This is a genomic window from Thermaerobacter composti, from assembly GCF_033582035.1.
Taxonomy (GTDB): domain Bacteria; phylum Bacillota; class Sulfobacillia; order Thermaerobacterales; family Thermaerobacteraceae; genus Thermaerobacter; species Thermaerobacter composti.
Map to the genome: position 1 here is coordinate 1,018,103 of NZ_CP132508.1, position 14,392 is coordinate 1,032,494.

The 14,392-nt window shown below is 74.1% G+C and carries 8 protein-coding genes and 5 tRNA genes; 12 read left to right on the top strand and 1 reads right to left on the bottom strand.

What is annotated here, in order from left to right:
• The first annotated feature begins 28 nt into the window (after nt 1–28).
• The 3 genes from Q5761_RS03985 to Q5761_RS03995 all read left to right on the top strand — a co-directional run bounded on the left by Q5761_RS03985 (nt 29) and on the right by Q5761_RS03995 (nt 1,389).
• Nucleotides 29–460 (top strand): PPC domain-containing DNA-binding protein, encoded by a 432-nt coding sequence (locus tag Q5761_RS03985; protein ID WP_318751296.1) that lies wholly within the window; start codon nt 29–31, stop codon nt 458–460.
• A gap of 492 nt (nt 461–952) precedes the next feature.
• Nucleotides 953–1,027 (top strand) — tRNA-Val (locus Q5761_RS03990).
• Nucleotides 1,028–1,316: 289 nt separating this feature from the next.
• A tRNA-Phe gene (locus Q5761_RS03995) sits at nt 1,317–1,389 on the top strand.
• Nucleotides 1,390–1,740: 351 nt separating this feature from the next.
• Here the strand turns inward: Q5761_RS03995 and Q5761_RS04000 are convergent.
• Nucleotides 1,741–3,558, bottom strand: coding sequence for a M3 family oligoendopeptidase (locus tag Q5761_RS04000; RefSeq protein WP_318751297.1), 1,818 nt, complete (start codon nt 3,556–3,558; stop codon nt 1,741–1,743).
• Nucleotides 3,559–4,112: 554 nt separating this feature from the next.
• On the opposite strand from Q5761_RS04000, the gene Q5761_RS04005 reads away from it, so the two are divergent.
• From Q5761_RS04005 to Q5761_RS04045, 9 genes are all read left to right on the top strand, one after another.
• A tRNA-Gly gene (locus tag Q5761_RS04005) sits at nt 4,113–4,184 on the top strand.
• A gap of 460 nt (nt 4,185–4,644) precedes the next feature.
• A tRNA-Cys gene (locus Q5761_RS04010) sits at nt 4,645–4,716 on the top strand.
• A 123-nt stretch (nt 4,717–4,839) separates the two neighbouring features.
• A tRNA-Val gene (locus Q5761_RS04015) sits at nt 4,840–4,912 on the top strand.
• Nucleotides 4,913–5,392: 480 nt separating this feature from the next.
• The gene (locus Q5761_RS04020) at nt 5,393–6,361 is read left to right on the top strand and encodes a S1C family serine protease (protein WP_135225189.1); all 969 of its coding nucleotides are present in this window, start codon (nt 5,393–5,395) and stop codon (nt 6,359–6,361) included.
• Nucleotides 6,362–6,425: 64 nt separating this feature from the next.
• Complete coding sequence (locus Q5761_RS04025) at nt 6,426–7,040, top strand: YwhD family protein (protein WP_318751298.1); 615 nt, start codon at nt 6,426–6,428, stop codon at nt 7,038–7,040.
• Nucleotides 7,041–7,655: 615 nt separating this feature from the next.
• Entirely contained in the window at nt 7,656–9,107 is a 1,452-nt protein-coding gene (gene ytxC, locus Q5761_RS04030) for a sporulation protein YtxC (RefSeq protein WP_318751299.1), read from the top strand.
• A gap of 369 nt (nt 9,108–9,476) precedes the next feature.
• Nucleotides 9,477–10,073 (top strand): DUF445 domain-containing protein, encoded by a 597-nt coding sequence (locus Q5761_RS04035; protein WP_135225192.1) that lies wholly within the window; start codon nt 9,477–9,479, stop codon nt 10,071–10,073.
• Between the two features lie 521 nt (nt 10,074–10,594).
• Nucleotides 10,595–12,526, top strand: coding sequence for a threonine--tRNA ligase (gene thrS / locus Q5761_RS04040; protein WP_243123246.1), 1,932 nt, complete (start codon nt 10,595–10,597; stop codon nt 12,524–12,526).
• 151 nt (nt 12,527–12,677) lie between these two features.
• On the top strand, nt 12,678–14,321 hold the full coding sequence (locus tag Q5761_RS04045; RefSeq protein WP_135225193.1) for an ABC transporter substrate-binding protein: 1,644 nt from the start codon (nt 12,678–12,680) through the stop codon (nt 14,319–14,321).
• The last annotated feature ends 71 nt before the right edge of the window (nt 14,322–14,392 follow it).

Here is a 14,392-nt window from a genome sequence, read left to right on the forward strand (position 1 = left end):
GGAATGCGGGGCGAGGAGGGGGAGGTCTGTGGCGGAGTTCGGCGTCCGCCGGGTGCTGGTGGGGCGCCTCCGGCGCGGTGACGACATCCTGGCCGCACTGGGTGGGGTGGCCGCCCAGCACGCCATCGCCGTGGGCTGGGTGCAGCTCTTGGGGGCGGTCGAGCGGGCGCGCCTGGCCTTCTACGATCAAAGCGAACGGGTCTATCGCGAGTTCACCCTGGACGAACCGGCGGAGATCCTCGCGGGGACGGGGAACATCAGTCGCACGGCGGGCAGCGAGTCACCCTTCGTCCACCTGCACCTGACGCTGGGCGACCGCCAGGGGCGGGCGTGGGGCGGGCACGTCCTCGAGGGGACGCGGGTCTTCGCCTGCGAGTACACCATCTGGGTGCTCGAGGGTCCGTCCCTGGTGCGCCATCCGGACGCGGAGACGGGCCTCAAGCTGTGGCAACCCGGCTGAGGCGACGGGCGCCGCGCCCGGCGGTCCGGGGCAGGGGCCGGGGGCTGGCGTCGCGGTGGGGCCGGAGGCGTTGGCCGCGGAGGGCGAAGGCGGCACCGTGGGTCGAGCCGCGACAGGATGCCTCGCGCCTGAGCCTCCGAGGCCCTCTGGCGTCGCCATACCGGGACCCGGGAGGGGCGGCGCGGGCGCGAAGCGCCTTCCGCGGTCGTCCTCCGCGGTCGTCCGCGGCTTGACCCGGGTGGGTGCGGTGCGCTTTACCCGGCTGGGCGGCGGTGGTATACTGGCCGGCGACCGACCCGCGCCGGTCAGCGACCGACTCGTACGACTGCCCAGGGCGAGCCGGCCCTCCGTGGCGGCATGGGTGAGGCTGCACCGAGGGGGCGCAGGCGGGTCCGGGCGCGGGATGCGCGAGGGCAGCGGGCCGGCCCGCGGGTTTGATGCGCGGTCACGGTAGGCCGAACATCCCAGGGGGCGGAGCCCAGGGCGTCACGCGGGCGAATAGCTCAGCGGCAGAGCACTCGCCTTACAAGCGAGGGGTCCCAGGTTCGATTCCTGGTTCGCCCACCAGAAGAGCGCCCTGGGAAGGGCTGGGTCGCGGCTCCTCGGCGCCCAGACCGGTCTGGGCTTGGGCCGCCGCCCCGTCGCCGCCTGCGCGAGGCGCGGGGCCGGGAGGGGCCGTTGGGGGTGCCGCGAGGCGCGGCAAGGACTGGCTTGCGGTGCGGGAGGGAGATGGAGTATAGTAGCGGCGGTTCCCTCGTCGGCTCGCCGCTGCTCGGTGGGCGCGCGTCCGGATGCGATGCGACGCGGCGGAGCGCCGCCGGGTGCGCGGGTGGGAACCGGCCAGGAGGTGCGATGCGGCCCGGTAGCTCAGTTGGTAGAGCAGGGGACTGAAAATCCCCGTGTCGGCGGTTCGAATCCGCCCTGGGCCACAACCAAGAAACCCGCGAGGCACAAGGCTTCGCGGGTTTCGTGCTTCTACTGCCATGGCGCGCCCGCGGGGCCTTCTACCGCCAAGCTACCGCCAAACGTCGGGGGACGGCTGGGCGATCGGACGTTGAATCCACAAGGTACCCACAATGAGGAGGGCAGGGCGTCCATCCGGTCGGCGGCCTCGCGCTGGAGGGTGGGCAGGGAGACCATCGGATCCCGCGGTCTCGTCCGGAACCAGCCGTCCGTCGAACCAGGCCCTTCCCGCCCGCCGGGGGCCAACGCGTCGATGGTCATCCGTCGGGGCCATGGGGCGGGAGGGGGAGCGGCGCGGGCCGCTCCCCCGTCGGCCGTCAGCGCCCTTCCTCCCCCCGGCGTGCCAGACGGAGGAACCGGTCCAGCGGGGCCAGCGCCATGTCCAGCGCCTCCTCCCAGAAGGCGGGCTTGGTCAGGTCGGCGCCCAGGTGCTTCCGGGCCAGTTCTTCCACGGGCATGCGGCCCGTGTCCTGGAGCAGCGCCGCGTAGCGCCGGGCGAAGGAGCGCCCCTCCTCCTGGGCGCGGCCGTAGAGGCCCGAGCTGAACAGGAACCCGAAGGTGTAAGGGAAGTTGTAGAACGGCGCGTCCGTGGCGTAGAAGTGCAGCTTGGAGGCCCAGAAATAGGGGTGGTAGCGCCCCAGGCTGTCGTGATAGGCGCGGCGCTGGGCGTCCTCCATCAGCCGGTTGAGGTCGGCGACGCTCAGCGGGCCCTGGCGACGCGCCTGGTAGAAGGCGGTCTCGAAGAGGAAGCGCGCGTGGATGTTCATGCAGAAGGAGACGCAGTCCAGCACCTGCTGCTCGAGGAACGCCAGGCGCGTGGGATCGTCGGGCGCGTGCTGGATGGCCGCATCGGTCACCACCCGTTCGGCGAAGGTGGACGCCGTCTCGGCGAGGCACATGGGGTAGTCGCGCAGAAGCACGGGCAGCTGGTCCATGAGCCACTGGTGGTACGCGTGGCCGAGCTCGTGGGCCAGGGTGCCGACGTTGGAAGCGGTTCCGCCGAAGGTCATGAAGATCCGCGACTGCCGGCTGAGGGGGAAGCCGGTGCAGAAGCCGCCCGCCCGCTTGTTGGGCCGGTCCTCGGCCTCGATCCAGCGCTCGGTGAAGGCGCGCCGGGCCAGGGCCGCCAGGTCCTCGCTGAAGCGGCCGAATTGTTCGATGACGAAGTCCGCCGCCTCGTCATAGGTCACCCTGGCCCGCGCGTGGAAGACCGGCACGTCGACGTCGAACCACGCCAGCCGCTCCACGCCAAGCCGCGCCGCCTTCCACCGGAAGTACTCCAGCAGGGCGCCTCGCCGCCGCGCCACCGCGTCCCACATGGCCTCCAGCGTGGTGCGCTGGATGCGGTTCTCGTCCAGCGGCTCCTTGAGCACGTCCTCCCAACCGCGGCGGCGGTACCACTGCCAGCGGAACCCCGCCAGGTGGTTCAGCGCGGCGGCGATGACCTCCGCCTCGGCGGCCCACGCCTCCTCCCAGCGGTCGAACACGGCCGCGCGCACCGCGCGATCGGGGTCCTCCAGCCGGTTCGCCGCCTGCCCGACGGAGAGCTCTACCGTACGACCGCCCTCTTCGACCGGGACGCGGATGCGACCGGCCACGAGCTCGTAGAGGTCGCCCCAGGCGTGGTAACCGTCCACGGCCAGCGCGCTCGCCAGGGACTCCAGCTCCGGGGTCATCCGCTCCCGGGCGCGGCGGCGGCGTTCGTCCAGGGGGAAGGCGAGCGGTTCCAGCCGGGGATGGGCCAGCAGCGTGCGCCAGGCCTCGTCGGTCACGGCCAGCAGGTGGCGGTCCAGCTCGGTCCAGAGGTTCGCGTAGGCTGCACGCAGCTCGCCGACCCGGGTGATCAGGAGGCGAGCCTGCTCGTCGGTGGTGTCTTGCGACGCGAGGCAGACGGTGAAGGCGCCGGCCTGGCCCAGGCGGGCGCCGGCGTCCTGCAGGGCGTCGACCACCGTCGCCCAGCGCTCCGCCGGGCTGGCGGGGTCGAAACGACGGAGCTCCTCCTGGAGGCGCTCCAGGTCCGCGGCCAGCGCGGTGAGGAAGGTCGCGAACTCGGGGGATCGGCTTCCTCCGGGGAAGAACACGTCCAGATCCCAGGTGGGGTTGTAGCGGGAACCGACGGCCACGACGACATCCACCGTCCTTTCTCCCGGGCAGCTCGCCCCCCGGCTCGCCCCTGGCGGCCGCCGCGTCCCCGCCGCGAGCTGACGGGGACGGGCCGGGATGGGGCAGGGGTGCGTGAGGCGACCACCGTGCGTGAGGCGACCACCGTGGGCCCGGCGTCCCGACCCCGAACGGGCATCACGGGGAGAGCCCCGTGCCGTCGTGACCGGGGGGCGCAGCGCAGCCCGTGGGGGCGCGCATGGCCCGTCGGCGGCTGCGAGCCGCACGTCGGGGGACGCGAGCCGCACCTCGGCTTATGTTTCGAAGCGGGGGCGAGAATGCCTGCCAAGGAGCCGAGGCCTCCCGGTCGGGTGCGCCGCCGCCCAGCGCCCCGGCCCCGGGGACGTTGACGACCGCGGGGCCGCGAGTAAACTAAGGGACTGCGGGACGCGGTCGGGAAGGTCCGCCTCGCCACCCCTGTCCGCGCCGCGGGCGGGGTGGCGCCTGGCGGTCCCCCCTGGTGCGCGTTCCATGCGCCACCCGGTGGTCGGCGCATGCAGGGGCGGCGCATGGGCGGGTCGATGAGGATGCGGGAGTAGCTCAGGGGTAGAGCGTCTGCTTGCCATGCAGAAGGCCGCGGGTTCGAATCCCGTCTCCCGCTCAAGCCCGCTCGGCGGGTCGCGTCGGGGCAGGGGCGCCTGCCCCGATGTGACTTTAGGGGCGATCCCCGCGCGGCCGGTCCGGTGGTCGGAGCCGATGCCCCATGCTGAAGGGAGTGGGTCCGACGCGCCACGGTCCGCCGGGCGCTGGTCCGATCCGATGCGCCAGGGTCGGGTGCACCGACGCCATCGGCGCCGGAGGCAGGCCGGCCGCCGTGGGGATGCAGGGTCCGGTGCGGTTGGGTCCCATGGGCGACGGTCGGGCGCCGTCGGGCGTCGGGGGGTGGGATGGTCGCCCCGCGCGCGGCGCGGGGAGGCCGCGTTTACAGCCGTTGCGGACGGCGGGTATAATCATAGCGCGCGATGGTGACGCCGGTGACGAGGCCTCGATGCGAGACCTGCCCGCACGCAGGCCCACGTTGCCGGGGGTGCAGGGCCGGGGACAACCGACGCGATACGCATGGCCGCGTAGCCAAGTGGTAAGGCAGGGGCCTGCAAAGCCCTTACTCGCCGGTTCGAATCCGGCCGCGGCCTCAGGGCCGCGGGATCCACGCATCCCGCGGTCGCCTTGACAGCGCCGGACGGGCGTTCCTATAATGCGACCTGCCGACCTGCCGGCCAGCGGACGTCGCAGCCGGCGGCGGAAGCGGAGGGCATGGGCGGTTAGCTCAGCTGGTAGAGCACGTCGTTGACGTCGACGGGGTCAGTGGTTCGAGTCCACTACCGCCCACCGCGGGCACCGGCATGGCTCCGGTGCCCGCTTTCCGTTCCCGCAGCCGACCCGCGACGGCGCTCCGGGCGACGTGCCGTTCCGGCCCGGCGGCGCCGGGTGGCGGCGGGTGCGGTGTGCCGCCGGCCGGTCCGGTCCGCCTTGCGCGCGCCGGCCCGCTGCGGTCCAGGTCGTCCCGTCGCCTCGGAACCCTTCGTCGGGGGGCCGCGTGGAGGGCCGCTAGCCGCGGGCGGCCGCGGACGGGCGGGGTTCGGGGGCTCGTTGACCCTGGCGCCAGCACAGGCGTAGAATGAAGACAAACGTCAATGATAGTCAAATCCGTCCGGCGAAGGAGCCGCAGGCCGCGGGGGCGAAAGGGCTCCATGGCGTGCGGTGTCCCGGCGCGCCCCGCGCAGCGGCGCGGGGGCGCGCCGGCCCGGCCGGGAGCGCGGGCCGCCGGCCCGCGCTCCCGGCCTTGCGCGAGGGAGAGGAGGCTTCGGAGTGACCCAGCCCTGGATGGACCCGCTGTCGCAGTGGATCACCCGCGCGGTGGAGGCCGTCAGCCCGTCGGTGGTCCAGATCGCCCGCCAGCACCGGCGCGGGGGCCGTCGACTCCTGGATGCCGTGGGTTCCGGCCTGATCTGGCGCTCCGAGCCCGACCGCAGCCTGATCCTGACCAACGCCCATGTGGTCGGTCGCGCCACCGAGGTGACGGTCCTGCTGCCCTCGGGGCGACGCCTGGTGGGCAAGGTGGCGGGGCGCGACCTGCTGTACGACGTGGCGGTGGTGGAGGTCGCCGCCGGGTCGCTGCCGACGGTGCGCACCGGTGATTCGCGCCAGCTCAGGCCGGGCCAGGCGGTGATCGCCGTGGGCAATCCCTTCGGCCTGGGCACCACCGTGACCATGGGGATCGTCTCCGCGGTCGACCGGTCGTTGCCCACCCCCAACGGCACGCCCCTGGACGGCCTGATCCAGACCGACGCGCCCATCAACCCGGGCAACTCGGGCGGTCCGCTGGCGCTGCTGGACGGGCGCGTGGTCGGCCTGACCACCGCCAAGCTGGAGGGCGATGGCCTGGGCTTCGCCGTGCCCATCCACCTGGTGGAGGCCATCGCCGACCAGATCCTCCAGGAAGGGGCGGTTCGGCACCTTTGGCTGGGCATCCAGGGGTACGCCGAGGTCATCGACGACAACTGGGTGCGCACCTTCGACCTGCCCGCGGACCGGGGCATCGTCATCACCCGCGTCGTGCCTGCGAGCCCCGCGGACAAGGCCGGGCTCCAGGTGTTCGACATGATCGTGGCCGTGCAGGGCGAGCACGTGGACACCATCGGGGACGTGCGCAAGCGACTGGTGGGGCGTCGCCCGGGGGACCAGGTGGAGGTCACCGTGCTGCGGGGCGCCGAGCTGTTCCGCGTGCCCGTCCGACTGGAGGAGATGCCGGCGCGCCGCCCGACCCGGGACAACTGAGCCGCGCGGACGGGCGAGCGCGCCCTCGGGCGCGCCGTGGCCGGCGGAGAGGAGGGTGAAGCCCTTGGCGCCGCCGATGGATCCCAGGACCGACCGTCCGGACGAACCCGGCCTGGCGGTGCAGGCCGGCGGGCGAGACGGAAGCGGCCGGGTGCCCGTCGGGGCCGCCCCGGCGGCCGGTGGGCCCATGCGCCTGCCGCTGGTGGGCAGCCGCACGGGATCCCATAGTCACATGGGGGGGCTTGCGGCCATCCTGGTGGACGGCGACCGCGCGGAGGTCGCGCCGGCTGCGCTGCACGCCAAGTCCCGCGTGGAACAGGGCGTGCGCTGGGTGGACGACCCGGCCCAGGTGCCGGCGGGGCGCCAGTACTGGGTGGTTTGGATCGCCCAGGGCGGCGCGGGCGGCAGGGGCATCCGCGGCGCGGTGGCGAGCCCGATGTGGATCGACCGCCAGGCCATGGTCGGGTACAAGCACCTGGCGGGTCACGTCAACGACATGTCCCGGGCGATGAAGGGCGTGGTCGACCTCAGCGGGCTGACCGCCGCCCAGCGCCGGGCCGTGGGAGAGGCCATCCGGGCCCGGGCGCCCCAGGTGTGGGCGGCCACCGATCCCGCCATCCGCGCCCAGCTCGGGGGCGAGGCCGCGGACGCGGCGGCCGACCCGGGCGACGGCGCGTAGGCGTCGTCGAGGCGACCTCGCGACCTTGCGGCGAGACCGCCTCCGGCCGGGCCGGGAGGCGGTCTCGCCGTTCGTGGCGACCTTCCCACGAGGCCTTGGGACCGCGTCGGGGGGTGCGGCGGCCGTCGGCACGTCCCCTGCCGGCGTCCGGCCCGCCGCCCGGTCCCGATGTCCCGATGGCACGAGGATGCGGCTGCCCCTGCTGCGAACCCCGGAGCCCTTCCCCCGCCGCGCGCCGTTGTGCTCCTCCCATCCCCCGCGGGTGCCGCCGTGACCGCCGACGACGGGCGCCGTGGGCCGAGGCGGCGCCTTCGCGGCCCGTCGCCGCCTGCGGCGGCTCCGTGACCGCCGACGCCGGGCGCCGCGGCGCGGGTCGAGGGCTCCCGGCCACGGCATGTCCCGGTCAGCCGATCCATATGCTCCATATGCCATGGCAGACCCGTGGGGTCCGTTTGCGGGAAACCGGTCCGTCCCACACTAGGGCAGAGGGCCGGCGGGAGGGCAGAGGGCCGGCGAGCCGTCGCCCTCCGGCGGCGGCCCGGGACAGGGCGGGGACGGCGCCGGCCGGCGGGGCGGTGGCGGGCCGCGGAGGCCGGCGGGAAGGGGGCGAAGCCCATGATGGATCCCCTGGTCATCGGGATCGCGCAACGGCCCGATCCCTTGCGCGAGCGTCTCGAACGGGAGCTGGTGGACTACGCGCCGCTGGCAGCTGCCCTGGGGCTGTCCCCTCCCCAGGTGGTCGAACACCGCCGAGAGGGCTGGTGCTTCCTGGCCGTCCACGGACCGGTTCCGCCGCAGCGCCAACGGGAGCCGCGGGAGCGGGACCCGGTGCCGGGTCCGGCGGGGGGCCGCATCCCGTCGGCGGCTGCCTCGAGCCTCTCGACGGGGCGCCATCCCGCCTGGTGGAGCGTGCTGGCCGGTCTGGCGGGGGAGATGGGATCGTTCCGCGCGGAGGGCGGCCTCGCGCCCCCGCAATCCCCGGGAGCGCCCCGCCAGGCGCAGGCGGGGCGGCCGGCCCCGACCGGGCCCGCTGCCCCGGCACGTACCGGCCTGACTGCGGCGGCGGCCCCTGCCGATGGGAGCGACGCGAGCCCGGCGACGGCCCCCGCTGACGGGCGCGGCGACGCGGCGCCGCCGACGGCCCCCGCTGACGGGCGCGGCGGCCCGCGCCCTCCCCGGGCTGCCCGCGACCCAGGGCGAAGCCAGGGCGTCGGGGACGACGCGGCGGCCCCGGCGGCCAGCCCGGGCGGGGCGTCCCGGGGCACCCGCGGCCGCGCCCGCTCCCCGGGCGCGGCCGCGGCGGCGGACATCGCCACCGGCGACGCGATGGCGCCGCTGCTGCGGGACTGGGAGGCCCGGGTGGTGCGCGCCGTGGTGGCTTACGTGCACGAGGACCACCGCTGGCTGCTGGTCCAGCGGTTCCTCAAGCGGCGATACGCCCACCTGGCGCCCGACGAGCGCCTCGAGGTGGTGGACGCGGTGCGCCGGCGGATGGCGGCGGCCGCGGCCCGGGACGCCCGGCTCCGCCACCTCTTGACCCGCCGGGTGGCCGAGTACGTCCAGGGGGCCCGCCTGTTGCTGATCGACGGGTTCCTCCGCTTCCGCTGCCGCGAGTACGTCGAGACCCTGGAGTTGGCGGCGGACCGGGCGGTGGACGAGTACCTGCTGGACCGGGAGTACCGCGAGTTCGTCCAGCTGCTGCGCCAGTTCGTCGATCTGCAGGTGCCGCGGCTGTCGGTGGTCCACGTGCTGGTCGAGCCCTCGGGCAGCTTCATCCTGACCGACGAGGCCGGCCGGCCCTTGGCCGCACCGACCGGCGAGGGGCCGGTGCCGAACGCCGGGCCCGGGGTCGCCGCGGACGCCGGGGACGCCCTCCTGAGCGCCCTGGTCATGGTGGGGGCGCGGCGCTTCGTCGTCCACGTGCGGCGCCGCGCCAGGGGCCTCTCCCGCGAGACCAGGGAGCTCCTGGATCAGGTCTTCGGCGACCGGGTGGAGCTGTGTCCGGGCTGTGCCCGTTGCCGGTCCCGGGCGCGGCGTCCCGCGGCGCCGGCCCCGGGATCGCGCTGAGCCCCCGCCTCCCCATGAGGCCGGCGGAAGAGGCCACCGGCTTCCACGCAGCATCCCGCCCGCCCCCCGGCCACCCTCGGCGCCCCGGCGGCGGTCCCGGCGCGGCCGGCCCGGGGCGGGGCGCTGCGGGGGCCTCTCTCCAATCCGGGGCCGCTCCGGGGGCGCCTGCCCCTCCCGCGAGAGACGCCGCGGGTCTCCCCGGCGGTCATGGGCAGCAGCCCGCTGGGGAGGCAGCGCCCCGCAGCCCGTGCCCGACGGTGCGATCCCCGCCGGCCCGGATCGACTCGCGGGCCGGTTCGTCCCGGTGGCGCCGGCCGGGAAGGGGGTTCCCCGCCGGCCGTGGTATAGTGGCGGCCGGGAGGGAGGCCGTTGGACACCGCGTGGTTGACCCTGCCCGTTACCGGCGGCCTGATCGGCTGGGTGACCAACCGGCTGGCCCTCTGGGCCCTCTTCCGTCCCGTCCATCCCTGGCGGGTCCCGGTCGTCGGCTGGACGGTCCAGGGCCTCCTGCCGCGTCGCCAGGCGGATCTGGCGCGGGCCCTGGCCGAGGCGGTGGAGCGCGATCTGCTGACCGCCGCGGACGTGCGCGATCATCTGCGGCGCCTGCCGTTGGACCGCGCCGCGGCCGACGCCGTCGCGCAGATGGCGCGCGAGGCCGTGCTGGCCCGGATGCCGGCCTGGTTGCCCCGCAGCTGGTCGACCCAGCTGGCCGACCGCGTCGCCCAGGCCGCGGGGCTCGAGGTCCGGCGCCGGTTCCCCGAGCTTGCGGAGGGCTTGCTGGCCGCGGCCGGCGAGGGGCTGCGCCTGGGCTCCGTGGTGGAGCGCAAGCTCTTGGAGCTGGATCCGGCGGGCGTCGAGGCGCTGGTCGTGCGCTTGGCCGGGCGGGAGCTGCGGTTCGTGGAGTGGTCGGGGGCGGTGCTGGGATTCCTGGTCGGCCTCCTGCAGGCGTTGCTCGTCTCCCTATGACGTTTCCGCTCCCTATGACGTTTCCGCTATAATTCGCTATGATTCGGCGAGACCAACGGCGAGGAGGGGGACACGGCCGGGGGTCCGGCCCCGCCAGAGAGGGCGGGTCCCCAGATGCCCCGCGACCCAGGGGCGATGGGGGCTGGGAGCCCGCCCCGGAGCGCCGCCCCCGGTCACCACCCCGGAGCCGCCGGTGCCAGGAGGGCCCTGCCGGGGGGCGGTTCGGGCCGGCGGCCGGCCAAGGTAAGGCGCCGGCCGACACCGACCCGCGGCGTCCAGAACCCGCCGCCGTCTCCCTCCGAGCGCCGGCCGGTCGCCCCCGTTAACGGGCCTCGAGCGGGCGCACCCGCGCGGACCCGGGGTCGGCGCCACCGGGCGCGGGTGCGCCAAGAAGGGTGGAACCGCGAGGCAGGACGGCCTCGTCCCTTGGGGACGGGGCCCTTTTCTTTGAGCGGACGCCGGTCGCAGAGCGGACCCCGGTCGCACCGACCGCGCACCGACCGTGAAGGAGGGTGATCCCGGTGGACGAACCGGCCCGGATCGAGATCGAGCTGCCCGACGGCAGCAAGCGCCAGGTCCCCCGCGGGACCACGCCGCTGGAGGTGGCGCAAGAGATCGGGGCGCGGCTGGCGCGGGACGCCGTCGCGGCCCGCTGGAACGGGGAGGTGATCGACCTCAACCGGCCCCTGGAGGAGGACGGGCGGCTGGAGATCCTGACCTTCGCGGACGAAGCCGGCCGGGAGGTGTACCGCCACAGCACCGCCCACCTGATGGCCCAGGCGGTCAAGCGCCTCTGGCCCGAGGCGCGGCTGGCGGTGGGACCGCCGCTGGAGGACGGCTTCTACTACGACATCGAGACGCCGCGGCCGCTGTCCACCGAGGACCTGGAGGCCATCGAGAAGGAGATGGCCCGCATCGTCGCCGAGGACCTGCCCATCCGCCGCCGGGCCGTGGGACGCCAGGAGGCCCTGGACCTGTTCCGGGCGCGGGGCGAGCGGTACAAGGTGGAGATCATCGAGGCGATCCCGGAGGACCAGCCGCTGACGGTCTACGAACAGGGGGAGTTCGTCGACCTGTGCCGGGGGCCCCACCTGCCCTCCACCGGCCGGATCAAGGCCTTCAAGCTGACGGGGGTGGCCGGCGCCTACTGGCGGGGCGACGAGCGGGGGCCGATGCTGACCCGCATCTACGGGACCTCGTTCCCCTCCCGCAAGGAGCTGGAGGAGCACCTCCAGCGGCTGGAGGAGGCCAAGCGGCGCGACCACCGCAAGCTGGGGCCGGAGCTGGACCTGTTCCACTTCGAGGAGGTGGCGCCGGGGTACGTCTTCTGGCACCCCAAGGGCGCCACGGTGTACGGGCTCCTCGAGCAGTTCTCCCGGGAGCTGCAGGCGCGCCACGGCTACCAGGAGGTGCGCACCCCCGAGATCCTCAAGGTCGATCTCTGGCACCGGTCGGGCCACTGGGACCACTACCGCGAGAACATGTTCCTCATCGAGCGCGAGGGGGCCCACTTCGGCGTCAAGCCGATGAACTGCCCGGGGCACTGCCTGATCTACCGCAGCCGCATCCGCTCCTACCGCGACCTGCCCCTGCGGCTGGCCGAGTACGGCCGCCTCGCCCGCTACGAGCGGTCGGGCACGCTGCACGGCCTGCTGCGGATGCGGGGCTTCGAGCAGGACGACGCGCACCTGTTCGTCCGGGAGGACCAGATCGAGGCGGAGATCGGCCGCGTCCTGGAGCTGGTGGACGCCGTCTACGGCACCTTCGCCATGCCCTACGAGATCAAGCTGGCCACCCGGCCCGACGACTTCATGGGCGACCCCGCCCTCTGGGAGCGGGCCGAGGCCGCCCTGGCGCGGGCGCTGGAGGCGGCGGGCCGGCCCTACGCCCTGGCGCCCGGCGACGGCGCCTTCTACGGGCCGAAGCTGGACTTCTACGTCATCGACTCGCTGGGCCGCAAGTGGCAGACCGCCACGGTCCAGCTGGACTTCCAGATGCCGATCCGGTTCGACCTGACCTACGTCGACGCCGCCGGCCAGGAGCAGCGGCCGGTGATGATCCACCGGGCCATCATGGGGTCGCTGGAGCGGTTCATCGGCATCCTCATCGAGCACTACGCCGGCGCGTTCCCGGTCTGGCTGGCGCCGGTCCAGGTGCGGGTGCTGCCGGTCAGCGAGCGGCATCGCGACTACGCCCGGCGGGTGGAGGAGCGCCTGCGCGAGGAGGGGTTGCGGGTCGAGGTGGACGCCCGCGACGAGAAGCTGGGCTACAAGATCCGCCAGGCCCAGGTGGAGAAGGTGCCCTACATGCTGGTGGTGGGCGATCGCGAAGCCCAGGAGGGCACGGTGGCGGTGCGCAGCCGCGACCGCGGCGACCTGGGCAGCCAGCCGCTGGAGGCGTTCGTCCAGCAGGTGGTGGCGGCGGTCCGGGAGCGGCGCGGCAACCCGGCGTGAGGGCGACGGTCGGCGGCCGGCCGCCAGCGGGGAGGAACCGGCTGGGGGGCGGCGAAAAGCGATTCGCGGTGCACGACAGCCCGGCCCGCCGCGGCACGGTGCCCCGTCAGGCCGACCGCCGCCGGGCCGGGCTTGCGATGAGGGGGCTGGGATGGTGAGCGGTTGGCGGCGACGGCTGGGGATGGCGGCCATGGTGGTGGCGGTGGCGATCCTGGCCACGGCCTGCGGCGCGCCGCCCCAGAGCGCGGGCGAGGGCGGCGCCGGCGGCGGCGACGGCGGCCAGCCGGCGGACACCCTGGTCTGGGGGCGAGGCGGCGATTCGGTGTCCCTGGATCCGGCCAACGTCACCGACGGCGAGTCGTTGAAGGTGACCCACCAGATCTTCGACACCCTGGTGGAGTTCAAAGAGGGCAGCACCGAGGTCGAGCCCTGGCTCGCGGCCGACTGGGAGGTCAGCGACGACGGCAAGGTGTGGACCTTCCAGCTGCGCCAGGGCGTGACCTTCCACGACGGGACGCCCTTCAACGCCGAGGCCGTGGTCTTCAACTTCGAGCGTTGGATGAACACCGACAACCCGCACCGCCACGAGGGCGAGAACTTCGAGTACTACGCCTACATGTTCGGCGGGTTCGACGAGCAGTCGATCATCGCGAAGGTCGAGGCGGTGGACGAGTACACCGTCCGCTTCACCCTGCGGGAACCCCTGGCGTCCTTCCTGCAGAACCTCGCCATGCCGTGCTTCGCCATCGCCAGCCCGGAGGCGATCAAGAAGTACGGCGCCGACTTCGGGCGCCATCCCGTGGGTACGGGCCCCTACCGGTTCGTGGAGTGGATCCCCGACCAGCAGATCACCCTGGAGGCCTACGACCAGTGGTGGGGCGAGCCCAAGCCCAAGGTGAGGCGCATCGTCTACCGGGCCATCAAGGACAACTCGGCGCGGCTGGCCGAGCTGATGGCCGGCACCATCGACGTGATGGAGGACCCCAACCCGGCGGATCTGGCCACGGTGGACACGAGCCAGTTCGAGATCCTCTACCGGGAGGCCAACAACGTCGGCTACCTGGCGCTGAACAACGACAAGGAGCCCTTCGACGACGTGCGGGTGCGCCGGGCCATCGCCCACGCCATCAACAAGCAGGAGATCGTCGAGGCCTTCTGGGGCGAACTCGGCCAGGTGGCCAAGAACCCGCTGCCGCCGGCCATGTGGGGCTACAACGACGCCATCCAGGACTACGCGTACGACCCGGAGAAGGCGAAGCAGCTGCTGGCGGAGGCCGGCTACCCCGAGGGCTTCGAGACGGAGCTCTGGACGATGCCGGTGCCGCGGCCCTACATGCCGGAGCCCCAGAAGATCGCCGAGGCGATCCAGCAGGACCTGGCGGCGGTGGGCATCCGGGCGGAGATCGTCACCCACGAGTGGGACGTCTACCTGGAGAAGACGGGCAACGGCGAGCATCCCATGGCGCTCCTGGGCTGGATCGGCGACAACGGCGACCCGGACAACTTCCTCTACGTGCTGCTGGACAAGGACAACGCGAAGACGCCGGGGGCCGGCAACATCTCCTTCTACCGCAGCGAGGAGGTGCACCGGCTGCTGATCCGGGCCCAGCGCACGCCGGAGCAGTCGGTCCGGGAGCAGCTGTACAAGGAGGCCCAGGAGATCATCCATCGGGACGTGCCGATGATCCCCCTGGCCCACGCCCGTTCACCCATCATCGTGCGCAAGGGCGTGGAGGGGCTGGTGCCGAGCCCGCTGGGCAGCGAGAAGCTCCACAAGGTGTCGGTGACGCGCTAGCGCGGCGAGGACCGTGGCGGGCGGGGCCGCACCGCGACCGGTGCGGCCCCGCCCGCCGGGGGCTGCCGGTG